The organism is Agrobacterium sp. 22094 (genome assembly GCF_052046015.1).
GTDB lineage: Bacteria > Pseudomonadota > Alphaproteobacteria > Rhizobiales > Rhizobiaceae > Agrobacterium > Agrobacterium cavarae.
Map to the genome: position 1 here is coordinate 282,870 of NZ_JBQEPX010000004.1, position 19,273 is coordinate 302,142.

The 19,273-nt window shown below is 57.6% G+C and carries 13 protein-coding genes; 1 reads left to right on the forward strand and 12 read right to left on the reverse strand.

Features of this window, described 5'->3' with window-relative positions:
* Positions 1-41 precede the first annotated feature (41 nt).
* The 12 genes from tssM to tssA all read right to left on the reverse strand — a co-directional run bounded on the left by tssM (position 42) and on the right by tssA (position 16,339).
* A complete protein-coding gene (tssM, locus tag ACTJK5_RS18305) occupies positions 42-3,524 on the reverse strand; it encodes a type VI secretion system membrane subunit TssM (RefSeq protein WP_440612963.1) in 3,483 nt (1,160 codons plus the stop codon).
* Positions 3,521-5,032, reverse strand: coding sequence for a type VI secretion system protein TssL, long form (gene tssL, locus ACTJK5_RS18310; RefSeq protein ID WP_440612964.1), 1,512 nt, complete (start codon positions 5,030-5,032; stop codon positions 3,521-3,523). Before tssL ends, tssM begins: the two co-directional genes overlap by 4 nt.
* Entirely contained in the window at positions 5,029-6,369 is a 1,341-nt protein-coding gene (tssK, locus tag ACTJK5_RS18315) for a type VI secretion system baseplate subunit TssK (protein ID WP_343107326.1), read from the reverse strand. Before tssK ends, tssL begins: the two co-directional genes overlap by 4 nt.
* Positions 6,359-7,555 carry an FHA domain-containing protein gene (locus ACTJK5_RS18320; RefSeq protein WP_440612965.1) on the reverse strand — a complete coding sequence of 399 codons (1,197 nt, stop codon included), beginning with the start codon at positions 7,553-7,555 and terminating at the stop codon, positions 6,359-6,361. Before ACTJK5_RS18320 ends, tssK begins: the two co-directional genes overlap by 11 nt.
* On the reverse strand, positions 7,552-8,571 hold the full coding sequence (gene tssG, locus ACTJK5_RS18325) for a type VI secretion system baseplate subunit TssG (protein WP_440612966.1): 1,020 nt from the start codon (positions 8,569-8,571) through the stop codon (positions 7,552-7,554). The genes ACTJK5_RS18320 and tssG overlap by 4 nt, the downstream gene beginning before the upstream one ends.
* An 8-nt stretch (positions 8,572-8,579) precedes the next feature.
* Positions 8,580-10,364, reverse strand: a complete 1,785-nt coding sequence (gene tssF, locus ACTJK5_RS18330) for a type VI secretion system baseplate subunit TssF (protein ID WP_440612967.1) — start codon at positions 10,362-10,364, stop codon at positions 8,580-8,582.
* Positions 10,357-10,866: a type VI secretion system baseplate subunit TssE gene (gene tssE / locus ACTJK5_RS18335; protein ID WP_062426852.1), complete on the reverse strand. Its 510-nt coding sequence runs from the start codon at positions 10,864-10,866 to the stop codon at positions 10,357-10,359. The genes tssF and tssE overlap by 8 nt, the downstream gene beginning before the upstream one ends.
* Positions 10,859-11,686 (reverse strand): type VI secretion system accessory protein TagJ, encoded by an 828-nt coding sequence (locus ACTJK5_RS18340; protein WP_440612968.1) that lies wholly within the window; start codon positions 11,684-11,686, stop codon positions 10,859-10,861. The genes tssE and ACTJK5_RS18340 overlap by 8 nt, the downstream gene beginning before the upstream one ends.
* Positions 11,683-13,077: a type VI secretion system contractile sheath large subunit gene (gene tssC, locus ACTJK5_RS18345; RefSeq protein ID WP_112520304.1), complete on the reverse strand. Its 1,395-nt coding sequence runs from the start codon at positions 13,075-13,077 to the stop codon at positions 11,683-11,685. The genes ACTJK5_RS18340 and tssC (ACTJK5_RS18345) overlap by 4 nt, the downstream gene beginning before the upstream one ends.
* 55 nt (positions 13,078-13,132) lie before the next feature.
* Positions 13,133-14,614 (reverse strand): type VI secretion system contractile sheath large subunit, encoded by a 1,482-nt coding sequence (tssC, locus tag ACTJK5_RS18350; protein WP_440612969.1) that lies wholly within the window; start codon positions 14,612-14,614, stop codon positions 13,133-13,135.
* 91 nt (positions 14,615-14,705) lie between these two features.
* Entirely contained in the window at positions 14,706-15,215 is a 510-nt protein-coding gene (gene tssB, locus ACTJK5_RS18355; protein WP_440612970.1) for a type VI secretion system contractile sheath small subunit, read from the reverse strand.
* 62 nt (positions 15,216-15,277) lie between these two features.
* Positions 15,278-16,339 (reverse strand): type VI secretion system protein TssA, encoded by a 1,062-nt coding sequence (gene tssA / locus ACTJK5_RS18360; protein WP_440612971.1) that lies wholly within the window; start codon positions 16,337-16,339, stop codon positions 15,278-15,280.
* Between the two features lie 230 nt (positions 16,340-16,569).
* Between tssA and tssH the strand changes: the two genes are divergently transcribed.
* Positions 16,570-19,236 carry a type VI secretion system ATPase TssH gene (gene tssH, locus ACTJK5_RS18365; RefSeq protein WP_440612972.1) on the forward strand — a complete coding sequence of 889 codons (2,667 nt, stop codon included), beginning with the start codon at positions 16,570-16,572 and terminating at the stop codon, positions 19,234-19,236.
* Positions 19,237-19,273: the final 37 nt, after the last annotated feature.

Consider the following 19,273-nt stretch of genomic DNA (forward strand, 5'->3'; position numbering starts at 1 on the left):
CGCATGAAGTTCCTCTCCTTGATTGGTCTTCTCACCTCTGGTCAAAATTGCGTCGGGCAGGAAAATTGCGACAGCGCATCCAACCTGAAGGGGTTAAGGACAGATCCGAACTGAATGTCGAACTCCGCGGTCTGCCCGTCATTTTCGAAGCGCGCCCGGAGGATGTCGCCCGTCTGGGCCTCGATTGTCGCATCATCGAACAGCCGGAAGGGAGACCAATCGCCGTTTTCAGTCTTCGCCTGCTGCCAGCCGCCTGGCTGAAATGCGATGCGAGACAGGTTGGCGGAATTCTCCTGAGAAGGCCAGTGGATTGATTTCGCCTGGATTGGACCGTGGTAATAAACCACCCGTTCTCCTTCAATTTCCAGCATGACAGCACTGGACTGCTCGCTGAGCGAGACCGGCTTCACATTGATCGAAACGACCGGCACCTCGCTGCCATTCGGGAAAAATGCCCGAGAAATTTTGTCGGCATTTTCGAACTGGGCGATGGCTTCACTTGGAATCCCCGCCGAGCCAAAGGTGCCCTTCCAGCTCCACGGCGCCGTCGTCTTGTCGACAAAGGGCTCCATCCGCTGCTTGAAGAAAGTCTGGAAGACACCCTTCGGTCCGAAAAGCCTGGTAAAGTCCGCCATCGCCACATCTCTCGAGGATGCCCGGTCAAATGGGTATCGTCCGGCAACGACCGACGAGCACAGCGACGCAGAGTCCGAAGCCCAAAGATCGGCGATGCGGCTGCGTGCGGATTTCACCGCAAGTGATCCGACATCTGCCGCAATGCCAGCGATCCAGACGTCCAGCGGGGCAGGCAGTTGCCGCGCCTGTTGCAGCAGGTCCTGATTGGACTTGGTCAATTGACTGTCAACATCGAAGACCTTCGCCACCTCGTCCGAGGTGGTGGAAGAGCGTGCCAGCTGTTCGTTGAGTGTCTTCAGATTGGCGAGAAGTTGTTCGGATGGAGTACCGGCTGTCTTGTTCTCTGCCGACTGTGCGTCCGCTACCGAGGCCGCGGATTTTTCAGCCAGCATATCGCGCAGCCGTGCATAGGGATCGACGGCATTGACCGTCGCCGAAAGGATCGTCGCCGTTGCGTCGCCATCGGCAGTGGAGGCGAGCGTGGTAAGGTTCGCGCCGGCATTCGGCCGTAGATCGGTTGCATCGGCAATGGACTTGGCTGCCTCCACGACGATATTCCGGTCGTTTGCCAAAATCCGCGTGGTCTCGACGGCATCACCCAGCGTTTGCGATGGCTTCACCCGGATGTCCGAGAGCACATCCGCCCAGCGCTTTTCGAAACGGTCGAAGTAGATCTGCAACGCGGCCTCAGCCACCTGTTCCACAGTCGCGCCACGCACGGCGTCATCCGAGCCTCGAACCCAGGCTTCGGAGAGTGCCACGCGCGAGGCATAGGCTACTTGCGGGATTACCACATTGCGATAGCCATCCGCCGTGAAAAGACCTTCGATGCCGTCCACCATGGGTGTCTTGCTGCGGCGCTCGAAGGCGCGCTCTCCGAGCGGCCCGAAAGCTGCGGCTGGTGTCCACTCCGGCAGAGCCCGCGCTTGCGGCAAGCCTGCGAGGATGTCGTAAGCACGTGCGCTGACGCCCTGGTCCTTGATCGTCTCACGTGCCTTCGCAATCAATCGGGCATCGAGTTCGATGGGAGCGAGATTCCCATTGGCGAGGGCGCGGGCATGGTCATTAAGGGAGGCGCGCGCTGCCGCTCTCCCGTCGCCAGGATAAAGAGAAGCAAACATGTCTTCAGCCTGCACCGTCATGAAATCGCGATCCAGACCGCCAATCCCGCCCAGCATGCCGTACAGTTTCAGCGAATTGAATGTTCGCGTGACGTCCTTCTCGTCCTCCAACTGCTTCTGCAATTGCACGATCATGCGCGGCAGAAGAAGGGCGTTGAGGGCGCGCTGATAGGCATCCCTCTGGCGTCCGGCGATCTTGTCCTTCTGATCGAGGCCAAAGCTGATATTCCACAGACGGTCCTTGGAAAAGCCAGAGCTGGCATCCCGCAGATTGTCCAAAGCGGGCATGATGCGCAGAAAATCCGCGTCGGACACATCCCGCACCGGAATGCCCTGCACCAGCCGTTCATAGGTGTCGAGCTTCTGATCCGCTTCGGCAAGCGCCTGGGTGTTTGAGTAGTAGGTACTGATCCAACCTGTAAAGACGATCGCGGCGACAATTGCTGCTGCACCATAGGCCAGACGCCGAACCAGATGCTGGCGCCCCGACAGGCGTTTGTCGCGCATGACGAGCGCTGCTTCCGGGAAGATAACATCCTTGAACAGGCGTGACAGGAAGTAGCTTCGTCGCGTCCGCGTCGTTGCGATGTCCGTCTCTTCTTGGGTACCCGAAGCAAAATAGACGCCGCGCAGAAGCGGTGCCTCGATGAGGGGGGAACTGGCACAAAGTTCAGTCAATGCCTCGTGCAAGCGATCCTTCAACTTGGCAAGTTCTGCCGGGAAGCGGAAGATGCGCCCGCGGATCTCTGTATTCTGCTCCTGCTGCAGCCGCTCGATGAGCATGGCATCCACACGCTGTTGAAGAAGCTCGAATTCTTCCAGGAAGCGTTGGGGCAGAGACTGTGAGGTGTAGCTTTCGTCCAGCTTGAAGGTCGTGCCCCATACCTGCTGGCGGTCAGTCTTGTTGAAGCCATCGAAGAATTCGACGAAACCATCCAGAAGGTCGGCCTTGGTCAGCACCAGATAGACCGGGACGCGCGCGTGGAGATATTCGTCGAGCTCGGACAGGCGCTGGCGCAGCGAACGAAGTTCCTGCCGCTGTTCTTCCGGATCGCGGGTCAGAAGATCGTGGATCGATAGCGTTACCAATGCGCCGTTGATCGGCTGCGAACGGCGGTAGCGACGAAGCAGATTGAGGAACCCCTCCCAGCCGGCTTTTGAGGACCCATCCAGATCATCCTGCGTCGTATAGCGACCGGCGGTGTCGATCAGGATCGCTTCGTCGGAGAACCACCAATTGCAGTTTCGCGTTCCGCCAACGCCGCGGACCGCGTTTTCTCCAATTGCGTCACCCAAGGGAAATTGCAGGCCGGAATTTGTCAGTGCCGTGGTCTTGCCTGAGCCCGGAGCACCAAAGATCACATACCAAGGGAGATCGTAGATATAGCCGAAGCGCTTTTTGGTGATGCGGCGTAGAAGCGCCAGCGCTTCCTTAAGCCGCGTCTGGATTTCGCCGACTTCTGCGTTGCGATTGGCCAACGCCTCCTGCTCGAGGCTGTCGATCAGTTCCTTGTCCTGTTTGCGGGCGCGCAACAGGGCGATGGTGATATATACGACCCAGACGAGGAGAATGACGCCGATGGCGATAAGCCGCGCCTGCGTCGTGCCGAACGGTTTGAAATTTCCAAAGGCGACGAGATAGCCGTAGAACCAGATGACGACGCAAAGGGCAATGGCCCACAGAAGCGAGATGAAGCGACGCCCGACGAGCGAGGCGTAGCTCTCGACATAAGCCCGGATTGTATAAAAATAACTCAGCGGATTCATTGCTGGGCTCCTGGCTGCTGTCCCGGCGTCGTGGTGATGGTTGGCGAGAGAATGCCGGCGTCGCTCAGTTTCTCGTCTGGGTTGGTCAGCACCATGATTTCAGTGCGGCGGTTCATCTCCCGTCCCTCGGACGTATTGTTGTCCGCGATCGGATCGCTGTCTGCGCGTCCCTCGGTCAGGATTGCTTCCGGGCCGGTAAATTGGGCAAGAAGATCGCCGACGGCTTTTGCGCGCGCTTCGGATAGGTGCCAGTTGGACGGGAACTGAACGGTTTTGATTGGCACATTATCCGTGTAGCCGATGACCACGGCGCGGAATTTCTCGGCCGACAATGCCCCGCCGATGCGCTGGATTAGATCGCGGAACTTCGGGCTCACCTCGGCGCTGCCTGTCTCGAAGAGGCCGGAATTGTTGATGCGAACTCTCAGACGTCCGTTCACTTCGGCCAGCGTCACCAGCTTCTGCTGGACTTCTGGCTCGAGGAACTCCATCAGCTTTTGAAGCCGAGTTGGCTCAGGCGGCTTTATCACTGGCGGTGCTTCGGCGACCTTCGGTGCTTCCTCCTTAGCCTGAGGCGGTTCGGGCGGGGCAGGCGGTACTGCAATCAGCACGCTCGGTGTTTGGGTTGGCGGTAGCTTGGCAAGGCGCTCGAATGTCGCATCGGAGGCGTCGTTGAGTGACAGCGTGAAGAAGAGATAGCCAAGTGCAAAGGCGAGTGCCAAAAGCGAAAGCAAGGTCCACAGCGCCGACATGGTTTTCAAGGGCGTATGCCGGGCTTCCACGCCCTGCCAGTGGGGAGAAAGTTCGCGTTCGAACACGCCATATTGGCCGATCAGTGTCTTATAGAGACTTTCACGGATGCGGGCGAGTTCCAGTGCGCCTTTGGGAGAAACACGGGTGCGTCCTTCAAATGCAAGCGAAAGGCACAGATAGATCAGCAGCAGCAGGTCCTTGTTGGCGCCAGGCGACTGATGGAAATGATCCAGAATATCGAAGACGCGATCGCCGCCCGTCACGTCGTTGTGGAAGGTGGAGACGAGGCCTGAGCGCGCCCAACCAGCCCTGACACCCCAGGGCTTGCTGAGGATCACGTCGTCCACAGTGGCGCAGACGACATAGTGGGCGGCTCTGGCACGTTCAGGGCTGATCCGAGCGGACGCAAGGTCGCGTTCATAGCGCGTAATGGCTTCGAGGCAAGCGCGGCGTAGATGGTCCGGATCCGGCTGCACATCGCTGAAACGAAGCACGTGGGCAAGGTTGAGCAGCGGCGCGGCAGATTGCACCAGCGTCGGCACCTCCTCTCCACCGAAACGGAAGTTCGACAGCAGAGAATCGATCGGCAATGCGCCCTTTTCGCCGTGCGGTCGCTCGACCGGGTCGGTGGGCTCGATGATGTCGTCAAGCAACGCCGCCATATTGCGGGAATTCTGATTGCGTAGACGGCTTTCCTCGGTAATTTCCACCACCGTCGGCAGATCCTGCCATGAGGAGGACTTTTGGTCACTCATTCGCGTAACGCCCACATTTCCATCTCAAGTCCGGGGAAATCGCCTGCCAGATGCAGAGCGATTGCGCCGGATGTCTCGAGTTGTTTCCACAAGGGTGCCTTGGTATCGATTTCGAAATAGATGGTACCGGAGCGATAAGGGAGCTGGCGTGGCAGGACCGGCAGCGAGCGCACCGGAATACCGGGCAGCGCAACATTGACCAGCTCCGAGATCCGCTCGACCGGCCCGACCTTGATCTGCGCTGGCAGCCGGCGGCGAATGTCTTCGGCTGGCATGTCGGCCCGCACCGCAAGCACGAAGCCTGCATCGCGGAGAAGCCCGCGGTCGTGGATCGTTCCGACCCGTACGCCATGGCGACGCTCGACGAGCTCGATTGCGACGGCGGCCTGTTCGAGTACCGCAGAGAGCGATGCTCGCAGGTCATCGAAGACAGCGGCAAAACTGGCTTTCAGATCGTCATGGCGGTAGGGCAGAAAGTCCGTGGCGCGCTTCTTCTCCGTTGTGAAGGTGGCAAGCTCGCCGGCGAGCTGGAGGCACTCTTCATAGAAGCGGATCGGATGCATACGCGTGGCGTTAGCCGCAAGATGGGCCAGCAGCGGATCGGCGCGATTCAGGATTTGCAGTAGAAAGTAATCGCCGACTTCCGCCGTGCCACGGATCGTCGGGTCGCCGATGCGTTCGGAGATTGCCTGGGCGCGATGGCGAACGATGCCGAGAAGCTCCGTCATCAACTCATTCAGGCGGGATGACGCTGCGCAATTGAGGCTAGGCGGGATAAAATCGGGATCAAGAATGACGGCACGATCGGATCGCACTTCGATGACGCGCGCCAGTCCTATCAAATCATAGCCGGAGACATCGTCGCCGGTCTTCAGGAATTTCAGGCTAAGGCGACCGACATCGATCGGCGCGACGAAATCGGTATCCACATTGGCGTCCGTCGCCTCGTAGCTCGAGGCGACGAAACGAACACTGTTGGTCTCAGGCCTCGGAATCGATGACATATCGGCCTTACCGGGTCGGCGCGCCGGAAGCGCCAGATAGAGGGTGGCGTTCTTGACCGTCTCGTCCAATTCCAGGGGAGGAGGAAGGTCGGTATCTCCCGGAGCTTCGAATGGTGTGCCGTCAGGTAGTATCCCTCGAATATTCGAAAGCGCGAACTGGCCGATCGCAAGCGCGCTGCGGTCCACGCCGACTTCCGCGATGCCCCAAGGATAGGCTGAAAGGTTGCGCGTCGTGTTGCGCACCAATCGCTCGGTCCAGCGATCGGACTGCTGGAAATGTTGAACGCGAAGGAACATTCCTTCGCTCCAGGCAACGCGATTCTCATGCCTCATCTTGCTTGCTCATCCCCTGATACTGTGATTTTTTGCTCGTCGTATCGTCCAGCTCCATGGCCTCTCCAAGCGCGGCGCGCTGTAGGAATTGCCGGACCGACAACTGGCGTCCGTTTTCTTCGAATTGCTTTTTGTAGAAGGCCCAATAGTCTGGTCCGGAAAATATGCCTCGCCAGTCTTTGCGCTCGATCTTTGAGCGTAGATCGTTGCCGAGATCGGCTTTCGCCTCCAACAATCTCGGTTCCAGCCTTTGCGTGGAGACACGCATCAGATTGTCGAGTGAGATTGAAAGAAGTCTCTGTTGTCGCACCAGTGTCTCGAGCCGTGCAGCCACACTGGTATGTTCCACATGGCCATCCAGCTCATCCTCAATGCCGAGGGCTGCGAGGCTGTCTGCACACGCCTTCTCCAGTTGTGACATTAGTTCAGTGAGACCGCTGTCGGACGGTAAGGCAACGGATTCCACGGGTTCGGCACCGAGCACCTGATCAGGCTCGGTAAAAATGGTGTCGAAGTCGTCACGCGTTGGGGTGACGGGCCGTGAGACCTTGACCGGAGTGTTCAGAGCATCCGTATGCTCGTGCCTGCTGCTTTCCGCCGGCGCTTCATTCCAATCGTCCGGCAGGATGGCTCCAATGCCCGTAGACGAGGGCGGCCCGCTCCAGCCGATCTCCACATTGCGGGAGATCGATTTCCCCTTTTTGGGGACATTGTAATTGATGTCATCCTGCCAGTCGTCATTGGCGATAGCGTTACCAAGCACTCCGCTGGCCGAGCGCCCCGCCGGCGCGATATCGGAAAGAATGGCGGAGATCGTCAATTGTTCGTCGCTGACCCTCAACGCCTGGTCAGGATCGCCGAAATCCATGTCCGGTTCGCCCATAATGGCGACTTCGAAGGTTTGGCTGCCGATATCGATCCGCGAGCCGTTATTTAAGGGCGCCGATTGGCCTTCGAGCAGCAATCGACCATCGACCATTGTGCCATTCGCGCTCTGATCGATGATGGAGAAGCGCTGCCCCTCGCGCATCAGGGTGCAGTGAAGCTTGGAGACGCGCCGTTCGCCATCAACGATTTGCCAGTCGCAGTCGTTGGATCGGCCGAGCATGCGCTTGCCGTGTTCGAAACTCCAGCGCGACGGCTGGAAGCGGCCATCCGGTTGCTTTTCCTTCAGCACCAGTTTCATGCTTTAGCCCCCAAACGATCGAGCGCAATACCCTCGCGTTCGGTCACGATCGCATCCGCGCTGTCTTTGTCCGCAGGTGCTATGCGCGCCCAGCTATTCCAGCCAAGCCGTGCGGGCGTATCTGACTGGCCGAGCTGACAGAAGGGGATATCTTCTTTTCTCAGGATCACCTGCACATCGAATTCGAGTGCGCTGCCGGTGAAAAGCCGCGTCAACGCGAAGATTTCCGAGAGACGGTGGGAGCCGGGCGAAAGCGCCAGATAATCGGCGTAGCCGACCGGCCCGATGACGATCCGGAAACCGCCGGCGAAATCCTCAATACTGCTTCCGGCTGTCGTGTTCTGCCCCAAAAGGAGCCCGCCGTGCTGGCCCAACTGGCTCTGCTCATGGCTTGGGATCGATACCCACCGGCGCCGGAACTGTTTGACCTTAACAGGTAGCCCCGTGAACTCACAAAGTATCGAGGTCAGCCCCGTTGCATTTCTGGTGCGGTTAGCAAGCAGGCCGCTGAAGCGAAGCAACACATCCTGCTTCACGCCGGCTTTTTGTGCGGTACCCATTGTGCCGAAACCCGTCAGGGACAGTAGCGTCCTGCGAAATGCACTTGCTCTGTGATTGTCCGACCAGCGAAGTCCGCGTGCCAGCCGGTATTTTTCCGTCGCAGAAACAAAGAGTTCACTGAAACGGGTAGCAAATAGGTTGAAGAAGCTGGCAAGCGCCTTGGAGCGATTGCGCTCTTCTCGCTGAAGGAGTTCATTATAGGCGGGAGGCAATGAGCCGAGCGGTCCGACGATAGGAGCAAGTGCGGAGCGCAGGTCCGCATCCGCACCCTTTTTGCGGAAGCCACCGACGAAAGCCGTGATAGGGCTCGTCCCGCCGTGCGCGCCGACAGTCAGTTTCTCGGCGTCGGCGATGTGCTGTGCCACACGAAACGCCGTCGGTGGATCGAAACGACCGGGATCGCGGCTGAGGAGCGTTTCCTGTTTTTGCTTGAGGCTTTCTGCTTGGGTTTGCATGGGCTCTCCTAAAGCAGCGGGCGATCTGCCGCGCGCGCAGGCCATCGGGCAATCGGCTCGGAATGGCCACGCATGGTCACGGTCAGGCGCGTAAAGCTGTTGATGGAGGTATAGAGACCAAAGAAATGGTTGAGAACATTGGCAAAGACATAGGCTGCTGCCCTGTCGATCAGCGATGGATCGAACTCTACCGTCACATCCGTTCCGGGCACCATAGCGGAACCAAGTCGCGCGTGGGAATTTTGCGCCTCGACGTTGGAAATTGAATCGACCAGCTGACGCGTTTCGGGCGAATCCCGAAAAGCATAGAGCGACAGAATGTCTTTTAGCGGCGCGCCACCATTGTCGAACAGAGAGAGATGGTTCAGCAGCAGGTGTGAGATCAGGCGCCATTCGCGAGCAGTCCGCTCGTTCATGCGAATGGCGGGTGTAGGCGGCATCAGCGCGTGGATAGACTGAACTGCCTCGTTACCGGCAGAGAGTTGCAAGTAGGGGTGTCCGCCGCCGAAGGGCAACTGGCTCGGCAGTTCGCGGTTGATGCACAGCGTATCGACACTGGCGACAATATCGATCGGCCCCAGCGGTCCGCGCTTCTCGTCGACAAAGGCAATATCGGTGTCGGAAGAAGCATCATCCTCATCGAAGCGGCGGTAGGTTTGCCAGAAGACATTCGAACCGTTGCTTTTCTGCGTGCGGCCAAAGAACGGTGATGTCTTCTCGACCTGCCCGTCGCGGGTTGTGAGTTGGACATTCTCGACCGAGTAGATTTCGCGCGTGCGCTGACGGCGCGCGTCCGGCAAGAGCCGATACTCCGTCCTCGTCCCGTCTAGGCTCAAAGGCTCGCAGCTTTGCTGAAAGAGATTGATGACTGGGGATGCGTTCAACACCAGATCCTTGGCTGAGACCATGCGTTCAAGCCTAGCATCTGCGGTGTTCAAATAGATGTAGAGCTCGCAGTCGCCACCGGGCCAGCGGTCGAGCCCGTCAATGTCGATGAACAGGAACTTTTGCGGTAGCGCAAAGAATTCCGTGAGGAGACGGTAACCATCAAAGCTGTTTGGGGGATAGGGCAGCATGGCTTGGTCGCGCGCAAAGCCGGAAGGTTTTAGATTGTTCGCAGGAAGGAAAACCGCCTGCGGATCATCCGCATGGCGTGCCAGCGCCATTCCGACGCAATTATTGGCGAGCAATTCATATAGCGCTGTCGCTTGTTGCCAAGCCGAGGAAATGAACAGTTGTAGCTTCGCGAGCCCCATTTCCTGAAATGTAGAGGGCCTCGGAGAGGTGGTACGCAGTGAGATCCGCAAGCAGCTCGCTGCACCTGCCGACGCGGTTGAAAACGGCGCATCGATAGGTTGGCCGGAAAGCGTTGCTCCAGAGATGGCAAGAGGCGTGATTTCAACATCCTGCGTGGTGCGGAAGCGGCAGCTTTCGCCATTAATGGGCTCTGCCAGAATCTCACTATGGCGCGCGAGCCTCTGAACCGTCGCAAGTGTAGCGCCTGGCTCGAACTGTACGACGCTCATGGACGGCAGCGGCGCCAAATAATGGGGGTAAAGCGTTTCGAGCAGACTGTCGGAAAGCTCAGGAAATTCATCATCCAGCTTTTGGCGCACGCGAGCGGCGGAATAGGCAAAGCTTTGGATCAAACGCTCGACATGGGGATCGTCGGCGACATCTCCTGTCATGCGCAGCCGTCCGGCGATTTTGGGAAAGGCCGCCGCAAAGCGTGATGCCCGCTTTCTCAGTGCATAAAGCTCATCATTGTATTTATCGAGAAAACCATCAGCCATTGGTGGTCTCCACGAGGAAACGCTGTGTCGATGGATCTATCTTCGATTCAAAGCTGATCGGAGGCATCCCCTCATGCAGTCGAAACGTTGCCTGGATCCTCATGCGCAAGGCGCGCTCGCCCTCCATACGGTTCTTTAGGATCGTAACCCGCACATCGGAGAGGCGGGTCTCGAACATGGAAATGCGACGCTCGATGCTTTGCGCAAGCTTATCCTTGGACGCATCCGTCACAAGATTCGCCGACAAGACGCCGTCCATGCCATAGGAAACCAGCGCATCATTAAGTTCTTTAAGCGCGCCCGGTGGGCCCGAGGGACTTCGGCGGGTGTTGAGAAGTGCCTCAAGGTCGCGGCGTATCACTTCACGCATCTCCCTGACTTGATCCGAGAGGCTGACAAGCGGATCGGCCTCCATGTCGGGCGCATCGTCCAGCAGCCTGTCCAGCACGGAGCGAGATAGGGTTCTCTGCTTCGGCCGATATTGCTCCAGCGGATCAACCACGCGCGGATTTCCTTTCACTTGACTGGGGTGCCGCGGAAATTCTTGTGATTTCGTGGAATGGCACGAGGTCGTCGCCGATCAACAGGCATCTCTGACCCTCACCCGTGACAAGTGGGCTGCTTTCCTCGTCCCAGCGTGTTTCTCGGCCAAGCAGCAGAACAGCCGCCTTGTCCGCCCCGTGATAGATCGCGGGCAAAAGCACCGATGCCACGGCGCCATCCTTGAGCGTCAGCTCGCCATCGCGATAAGCGAGGTCGCGCGGACGCGTCATCGGCCCGATCGTGAGAGTTTCAATGCGGTCAAACCCGATCCACAGATACCTGCCGCCATTGGTCAGAACTTCAAGTGCATGCGGAACACGATCGTCAAGGTCACGGATATCACTGGCCTTTTTGCCATTGACGACGATCGATACGTCGCCTCGTTTCTCATCCAGCTCGCTCAAGGCGTCAGCGGCTTCGATAATGTTGCTCTCACGTGCGGCGATATTCGCCTTAATCGCCAGTTGATCAAGTTCACTTGGTCCGCCAGGGAATTCCGGTACGGCGGCGTTTTCGAACCACGCCTCCCGCGCCGCCATGGCGCGCAAATGCTGGCGCAACAGCGAAAATCCGACACTGTCCTGCGGCGAGAAGGTCGCAGCCAGGTTACACTGCGCGTCGGCCTTTTCGTAATCGCGGACCAGAATTAAAAGATCGATGTAGAGGTGTCTGGCCTCCTTGTCGGACGGTGACGATTTGACCTTATCCCTCGCGAGTTCAAGGGCGGTCGCGACCTGGTTCTCGTCAAGAAGATCGGAAATGTCGGCGCGCAATGTCATGCGGAGATCCTCTTAGGCTCGGCCGGTGTCCACGATGGGGACGCAGACGGTACCGCCGTCTCGGCGATCAGATGGAAGCTGGTGGAAACATCATCCAGCTGGAAGTGCGGCTGGATACGCACGGTACAGGAGAAACTTCCGGGTTTGCCGGGGATCTCGAAGACGCTGATGCCAGCCGAGCGAAGTGGGTAACGTGTTCTCAGCGCCACCTCAGCATCATCGTTTCCGAGCGTGTAGGATGACAGCCAGGTTTCGAGTTTGCGTTCGATCGCGGTTGCGTCGCTAAGTTGACCGATATCGTCACGCATGATGACTTTGAGATAATGCGAGAAGCGGGAGGCACAGAGCACATATTGCAGCATGGCGGCAATGCGGGCGTTCTGTCGTGCGCTTTCGCTTGAGTAATGCCCTGGCGCATGCAGCGATTGGTTGGCATTGAAGATTGCCACGCTGGACAAATACGTGGTGGAGATCGGGACGAGTCCGAGATCGGAAAATTGCTGCTCTTGGCCCGTCGACAGTTGCACCTCGACCGGTGGCTGCGCGGAGAGCCCATTGCTTTCCAGCCCGAAGTCGAGCGGTGGCAGTTGGTAGGGGGATAGCATTCCTCCATCAACCGTGTCCTGCGTGACACCACGTATGTCGGCAAACCAGCCGCTATCGATGAAGTTTCGCACGACGACCGTGCCGAAGGCGAAGGCTGGATTGCCCCACAGAAGTGTCGCGCCGTCCTCGGCGATTTGTTCCTGGAACGGGAAGGGATCGCTGCGGCGTCGCGAAAAAGGCCGATAGGGCGATCGCAACAGAATGCGCGGGGCGACGAGGCCGATGAAGCGGGAGTCGTCACGGGCACGCAGCGCGTTCCACCTCAGCCGGGATTTTTCCTGTCGAAGCCAGGAAAAATCATGGACCCTGCTCATCTCTGAGAAATCCTGCAATCCGACGGCTTCGGGAGAAGCGGCGGCGATGAAGGGGCAGAAGGCAGCGGCTGCGACCATGCCGATCTGCGAAAGTGCCGTCACGCAGTCGACACCGTCCCTGGTATCCGGCGAGAAGGCGTAATCTCCGATCAACAGGCCGATCGGCTCGCCACCCGGCATGCCGAATTCCCGGTTGTAGACGATCTCGAACAATTGGCTCTGGTCGAAGTCGGTTGCTTTTTCGAGATTGCGGGCAAGCTCCCTCCAGCTGGCATTCAACAGCTTGACCTTTACCTCATCGCTGCGCGATGCCTCACGCACGATCATGGCAAGCCCGCGCCATCTCGCTTCCATCGCTTGAAACTCGCGATGGTGCAAAATCGCATTGACCTGCTCGTTCAGCGCCTCGTCAATAAAGGCGATGAGCTGATCGACCAGACTGCGGGTGTCCGTGAAGGACCTTGGCGCCATGAGCAACGCTCCGAGGAATGCTTTGGACATATGGCAGGCATATGTCCAACATGGTTCAGTTCTTGGACGGAATGCGAGCGACCATGCGAAGCGAGGTCGTGAGTTCTTCCATCTGCAACCATGGACGCATCCACGCCACCGCGTTATAGGCACCCGGTTTGCCTGGAACTTCCTGAACGGTCACCTTTGCCTCACGCAGCGGATATTTGGCACGGCTCTCCTCGCCCGCCTGCTCGTTGGCATTGACGTAATTGGAAATCCAGCGATTGAGCCAGACTTCACAATCGGAAGCTTCCATGAAGGAGCCGATCTTGTCGCGACCCATGACCTTGAGATAATGGGCGAAACGAGAGGTCGCCATGATATAGGGCAGACGAGCCGACACGGCGGCATTGGCAGTTGCCTCCGGCCGGTCGTAAAGCTTCGGCTTATGGGCCGTCTGAGCGCCAAAGAACACGGCATAATCGGTGTTCTTGTAGTGGCAGAGCGGCAGGAAGCCGAGCTTGCCCAGTTCGGCATCGCGACGGTCGGTAATGCCGACTTCGGTCGGGCATTTGAGGTCCAGATCGCCGTCATCACTGGAAAACACATGCATGGGCAGATTTTCAACCTTGCCGCCATTTTCCGCACCGCGGATTGCCGTGCACCAGCCATGCTTGGCAAAGGCATCGGTCAGCTTGGTCCCCATGACGTAAGCGGCATTCATCCAGCAATATTCGTCGTGTTTCAGGTCGCCATTCGGCGCTCCTCTTGTTTCGTCGTAGTTAAACTCGTCAACCGGGTTGGTCTTTGGGCCATAGGGCATGCGCGCCAGCACGCGGGGCAGAGCGAGCGTCACGAAGCGGGAATCGTCGCTTTCGCGGAAGCTGCGCCATTTTGCATATTCCACCGTGTCGAAAATCTTTTCGAGATCACGTGGACGCGCGAGATCGCGATAATCCTCGAAGCCGAACATTCGCGGGCTTGCTGCCGAGATGAAGGGTGCGAACGCCGCAGCCGCAATGGCGGACACACCTTGAAGCGTTTGGACATCATCAAAGGAGTTGTCAAACTCGTAGTCGCCGATGAGGGCGCCGATCGGCTCGCCGCCCGGCGTACCGAACTCGTCTTCATAGATCGATTTGAAGAGGCGCGACTGATCGAACTCCACTGCCTTTTCCAGGTCGCGGGAGATTTCCCGTTTACCGGCATTGATCACGCGGATCTTGAGATTTACGCTCGTCTCGGAATTCTTGACCAGGTAATTCAGCCCGCGCCAAGTCCCCTCCAGTTTGGCGAATTCCGGTGCCTGCATGATTGCCGCTAACTGCTCCGAAATTGTCTTGTCGAGTTCGGCAATCGCGTGATTTAGCGTGACCGTCAGATTGCGGTCGTATTTGACCGTTCCCTTCAAGGCTTGGTCGGTCAGTGTGCGCAGCAGATTTTGCGCGCGGTCCGGTTCGGTTTGCCTGGTGGCGGCAACGACTTTGGACAGCAGTCCGTGGTCTTCGGCGGTTGTGGCCTGTGTTTCGTTTTTCAGCAGGCTTTCGGCGCTCATATCTCAATCCTTCCACTTGCGGCCGGTGCCGCCGCTTGAACCGTTCAAATCCCCGGTCGTGGGGCTGTTCGAAAATTTTGATGGCGCGCGATTACTCGGCAGCACCGTTCTTTTCCTTCAGTTCCGAAACCAGCTTTGCCAGGTCTGTCTTGTTCTGCAGGATGTCTTCCAGCATGCGCTCAAGATCTTCGGAGCGATCGGCCTTTGACAGGAGATCGCGAAGTTCGTTTCTGGCATCCAGAAGCGCCTTTAGTGCCGGCACCTGGTGAACAATGGAGCCGGGTTCGAAGTCTTCCATGCTTTCGAACTTCAGATTGACCTGAATGTCGCTACCATCCTTCTCCAACGTGTTGGGGACCGAGATATTCAGGCCGGGCGTCATGCGACGCATCACCTCGTCGAAGTTATCCCGATCGACCTGGACGAACTTGCGCTCGCCAAAAGGTTTGAGTGGCTGAGTGGGATTGCCCGAAAAGTCGCCGAGGACACCCACGACGAAGGGCAACTCCTTGACCACCATGGCGCCTTCCGTTTCCACCTCATATTTGATGTGGACGCGCGGCTTACGAACTCGCTCCAGCTTTTCATGAACACTTGCCATCTAGACCTCCTTCATGCGTATCCGCATGGTTGATTGAGAAGAGCACAGCATCTGTACCCGGTTCATTGGTTCCCATTGCTCTCGCCGCCAGGCTTGATGCCTGCTGCGGTGAGGACAGCATTGCGGGCCTGAGCTTCGGGAAGAAGTTCGGCGAGCAGTTCTGAAAAATCCATGCGCCCCCTGCGAACCAATGTCTCGATTGCCAACGAAATTGGTGAATGCGGTTCAGTTCGACGGAAATAACGCGCAACCAGAAGAAGAGTTTCAAACGCCTCATCGCGAGACCCAATGCCCTCTGGGTTGAGAGAAGGCGAGGGGCGTGTTGCGACGGGGGTGGATGCATCGTCGTTGATTGCCGCGGGCTCCGTCCCGTCGATCTGGGTTTGATCTGCATCGCGGCCACCAAGAGCACGGATAGCGGCTGCCGCTTCGATCAGCACATTGCGGATATTAGAGCTTGGCGGCGCGTACTGACCGCAACGCTCCGTCAAAAGCCGCATCAACCCGTCGAAGATCGAAAGGCAGCCATTCACCTCCGCGAGATGGGCCGTCATCGCGGCGCTCCCTGCCTCCATGGCGGCCCGATAAAGCTCTTCTTTGAGCGCCATTTCATTTGGTCGCTGAGCAAGCTGAAAGTCCCACAGGCTGTTTTCGCCAAACTTTTTTCCCGGAACGAGGGACGTGAGCCGCAACGGTTGAACGAGTGAGCCCTCGCTCCCGATACCGTTTAATCCGGCAAAGGGAGCAAACTTATCTTCCTCGCTATCGTCGTCGATCGAATAAATATTTTCCCAATGGTTGTGAAAAATATGCTCGCATATCTCGTAAACCTGACGCAAACCAGCGAAGCCCTCAAGCCTCAGCTTCGCTTCCATCAGCCAGGCCAAGATCTCAACATCGAGGCTTTCCGAATATATAATATGCAATCCAAGATTGTTTACGTTCTCCCAGTTACTGGAGACTTTCAAAACCTCTTGAGGCGATACAGTACGTTCTTCTGCACGCGCTTGGTTTCTTTCGTCCTTTATCTTGTAATATAGTTCACGAGTTCTCGTATTGACGCGAATATTTTCTTCGCAATCTCCCGAAAACTCTAGAGTACCTATGTCCGATGTCGCGTCCAAATGCAGTTTTTCCTCTAGTAAATGTAATAGTTTTATGACGCCATCTTCCGTAACGTAAGGATATTAATCAATCAGACTTTAGACAGACTTCTTCAAAATGTGTCTAAATTGCGGCATCTACGTTTTAAGCTGCGAAATAAAAAAATCAACTTCTGGCTAGACAAGCCGGTTTCATCATCTTAATTGTACTACGCAACGTTGTGGATTGACCAAGGGCAGGAGGCACTTGCATGTCGCATATCGATCTCAATCGCCTCATCGGAGCGCTTGAGCCTGAGCTGCGCGTAGCCTTGGAAGCTGCTGCTTCGGTTGCAGTGAGGATGGGTCACCGTTACGTCGACGTCCCTCATTGGCTGAAATCGGTTGTAGAATCTGAGAAGTTTGTTGGTGTCCTCGACGAGTTGAGCATTCCGCGTCAGCGTTTTCTGGCGGAGATTGATCGTAGCCTTGAGGACGCCGTTGTCGGCAATGGAGAGGATCTCTCGCTGTCGCAGAACGTGCTCGCAGCGGGTCGAGAAGCTTGGCTACTAGCGTCGCTTGAGGCTGGCCGTAAGCACGTCGTGCTGGCCGATCTTCTTTTGGCACTCGATGAGGAGGAATCGCTTAGAACCCTCGTTCGGTCCACTTTGCCATCTTTAAAATGCATGGATCGCAACGCTCTTCAGAGACTGCGGAGCGTTGAGGACGACGCTCCCACAGGCAAGGCAGAGCTGCTTGAGGACGGTAAGGTGCGCTCTGCCGAGCAGAACGAGTTCCTGCGGCTTTATACCCAAGACATGACCGCTGACGCACGAGGTGGCCGGATTGATCCGGTCATCGGGCGAGATGACGAGCTGCGCCAGATTGTGGATATCCTCACGCGGCGCAGGCAGAACAATCCCATCCTTGTTGGCGAGGCGGGCGTTGGAAAGACGGCTGTGGCGGAAGCACTCGCACTCGAGATCGTTTCCGGCAATGTGCCCGAAAAGCTGAAGAACGTCAGGCTGCTGACGCTTGATCTTTCGCTCCTTCAGGCAGGGGCGGGCGTCAAAGGCGAATTTGAGCGTCGGCTCCACAGCGTGATCGACGCGGTCAAGAAATCGGTTGAGCCAATCATCTTATTCATCGACGAAGCGCATGGTCTCATCGGTGCCGGCGGTGCTGCAGGACAAGGCGATGCGGCCAATATTCTCAAGCCCGCGCTTGCGCGTGGAGAGGTGAGAACGATTGCCGCTACTACGTGGAGCGAATTCAAGAAGTATTTCGAGAAAGACGCTGCCTTGACCCGGCGTTTCCAACCCGTGCATGTTCGCGAGCCGGATGAAGCGACAGCCATCCGCATGTTGAGAGGTGTGGCGGACACTTTCGTCAAACATCATGACGTTATTGTTCGAGACGATGCGATCGTTGCGGCGGTGCAGCTCTCAGCGCGGTATCTGCCTGCGCGTCAGCTCCCCGACAAGGCGGTCAGCCTGCTGGATACGGCCGCAGCGGCGGTTTCTCTCGCCCGGCAAACCTTGCCGGAGAAGCTGCGCGCCCTGACAAGCGAGCGGAGCCTTCTCATGATTGAGCGGGATTGGCTGAAGCGTGAACCAGCCAGTCATGAATTGGCTGCGCGTATGGTAGCGATAGAGGAGACGATCGCTTCTGTCGGGCAGCAAATCGACGAATTGCAGGCGCGCTATGATCTTGAGATGCGGGAACTCCTTGCATCGGACGAAACAGATGAGAAGCTGACCCAGTCGAACGTCGCGCCTCTAAGGCTTGCCTCTTCGAAGTCAGAGGCCGATAAACTTGTCCCCACCGTGGTCGACCGTGAGGTCATAGCATCGGTGGTATCGCGTTGGACCGGCATTCCGCTTGGCAAGCTGCTTGCAGACCAGATCGAAAGTGCGCGAACACTCGATGATCGGATGAAGCAGCGGGTGATTGGACAAGACGCGGCAATCAATCGAATTGCCGACGCCATGCGTGCTGCGCGCGCAGGATTATCCGATCCACGACGTCCCCCTGCGGTTTTCTTCCTGGTTGGCATGTCCGGTACCGGCAAGACGGAGACAGCTTTGTCACTGGCCGATTTCCTCTACGGCGGCAGCAACCACCTCACGACCATCAACATGTCCGAGTTCAAAGAGGAGCACAAAGTCTCGCTGCTCCTCGGCTCGCCTCCTGGCTATGTGGGATATGGAGAGGGAGGTGTGCTGACAGAGGCCGTGAGACGTCTTCCTTTTGGTGTTCTTCTGCTCGACGAAATCGACAAGGCGCATGCGGGTGTTCAGGATATCTTCTACCAGGTCTTCGACAAAGGTGTTCTTCGAGACGGCGAAGGCCGCGATGTGGATTTCAAGAACACGACAATCATTTTGACCGCCAACACCGGATCGGAGTTGTTGTCGGCGCTCGCTGCGGATCCTGAGACGATGCCCGAAGGCGAGGCCCTGGAAGCGCTGCTGATGCCGGAACTGACGAAGCAGTTCAAGCCAGCCTTCCTTGGTCGCACGATCATTCTGCCATTCATGCCCCTGGGAGCCGAACAGCTCTCAAGGATTGTCGACATTCAGATCGAAAAAATCCGCGATCGGGTCAGGGCGACCTACGGCGCGGAGTTGTCGCTCTCCGAAACGGCGCGGGCGGCATTGGTCAATAAGGCGGGCTCCAGCGACATTGGAGCACGCGCAATCGAAATCATGATGGGCAAGGATCTCCTGCCACCCCTTTCCAGCTTCTTCCTTGAGAGGGTTGTTGCCGGTGAAAAGGTAGGCATGGTCACTGTCGATTTTGACGGTACACGGTTCGGCGTTTATGCCGAAGCGGCTGGGGAAACAGGCGATTTCGCTTCGGCAGATGCTGCCGGGGTGGATGAAGTTGTCGCATCCAAAGGGGCAACCCGGCGTGTGCGGCGTCAGGTTGAAAGGTAACAGGGCCTCGGAGCAAGAGGTCGTTTCAAACAGGAGC

Excerpts from the sequence above, each read along its gene's own strand:
- ACTJK5_RS18320 (WP_440612965.1), bottom strand. The coding sequence starts at position 7,555 with ATGAAACTGGTGCTGAAGGAAAAGCAACCGGATGGCCGCTTCCAGCCG.
- tssL (WP_440612964.1), bottom strand. The coding sequence starts at position 5,032 with ATGAGTGACCAAAAGTCCTCCTCATGGCAGGATCTGCCGACGGTGGTG.
- tssC (WP_440612969.1), bottom strand. The coding sequence starts at position 14,614 with ATGAGCGCCGAAAGCCTGCTGAAAAACGAAACACAGGCCACAACCGCC.
- tssF (WP_440612967.1), bottom strand. The coding sequence starts at position 10,364 with ATGGCTGATGGTTTTCTCGATAAATACAATGATGAGCTTTATGCACTG.
- tssM (WP_440612963.1), bottom strand. The coding sequence starts at position 3,524 with ATGAATCCGCTGAGTTATTTTTATACAATCCGGGCTTATGTCGAGAGC.
- tssG (WP_440612966.1), bottom strand. The coding sequence starts at position 8,571 with ATGCAAACCCAAGCAGAAAGCCTCAAGCAAAAACAGGAAACGCTCCTC.
- ACTJK5_RS18340 (WP_440612968.1), bottom strand. The coding sequence starts at position 11,686 with ATGACATTGCGCGCCGACATTTCCGATCTTCTTGACGAGAACCAGGTC.
- tssH (WP_440612972.1), top strand. The coding sequence starts at position 16,570 with ATGTCGCATATCGATCTCAATCGCCTCATCGGAGCGCTTGAGCCTGAG.
- tssB (WP_440612970.1), bottom strand. The coding sequence starts at position 15,215 with ATGGCAAGTGTTCATGAAAAGCTGGAGCGAGTTCGTAAGCCGCGCGTC.
- tssC (WP_112520304.1), bottom strand. The coding sequence starts at position 13,077 with ATGGCGCCAAGGTCCTTCACGGACACCCGCAGTCTGGTCGATCAGCTC.
- tssK (WP_343107326.1), bottom strand. The coding sequence starts at position 6,369 with ATGAGGCATGAGAATCGCGTTGCCTGGAGCGAAGGAATGTTCCTTCGC.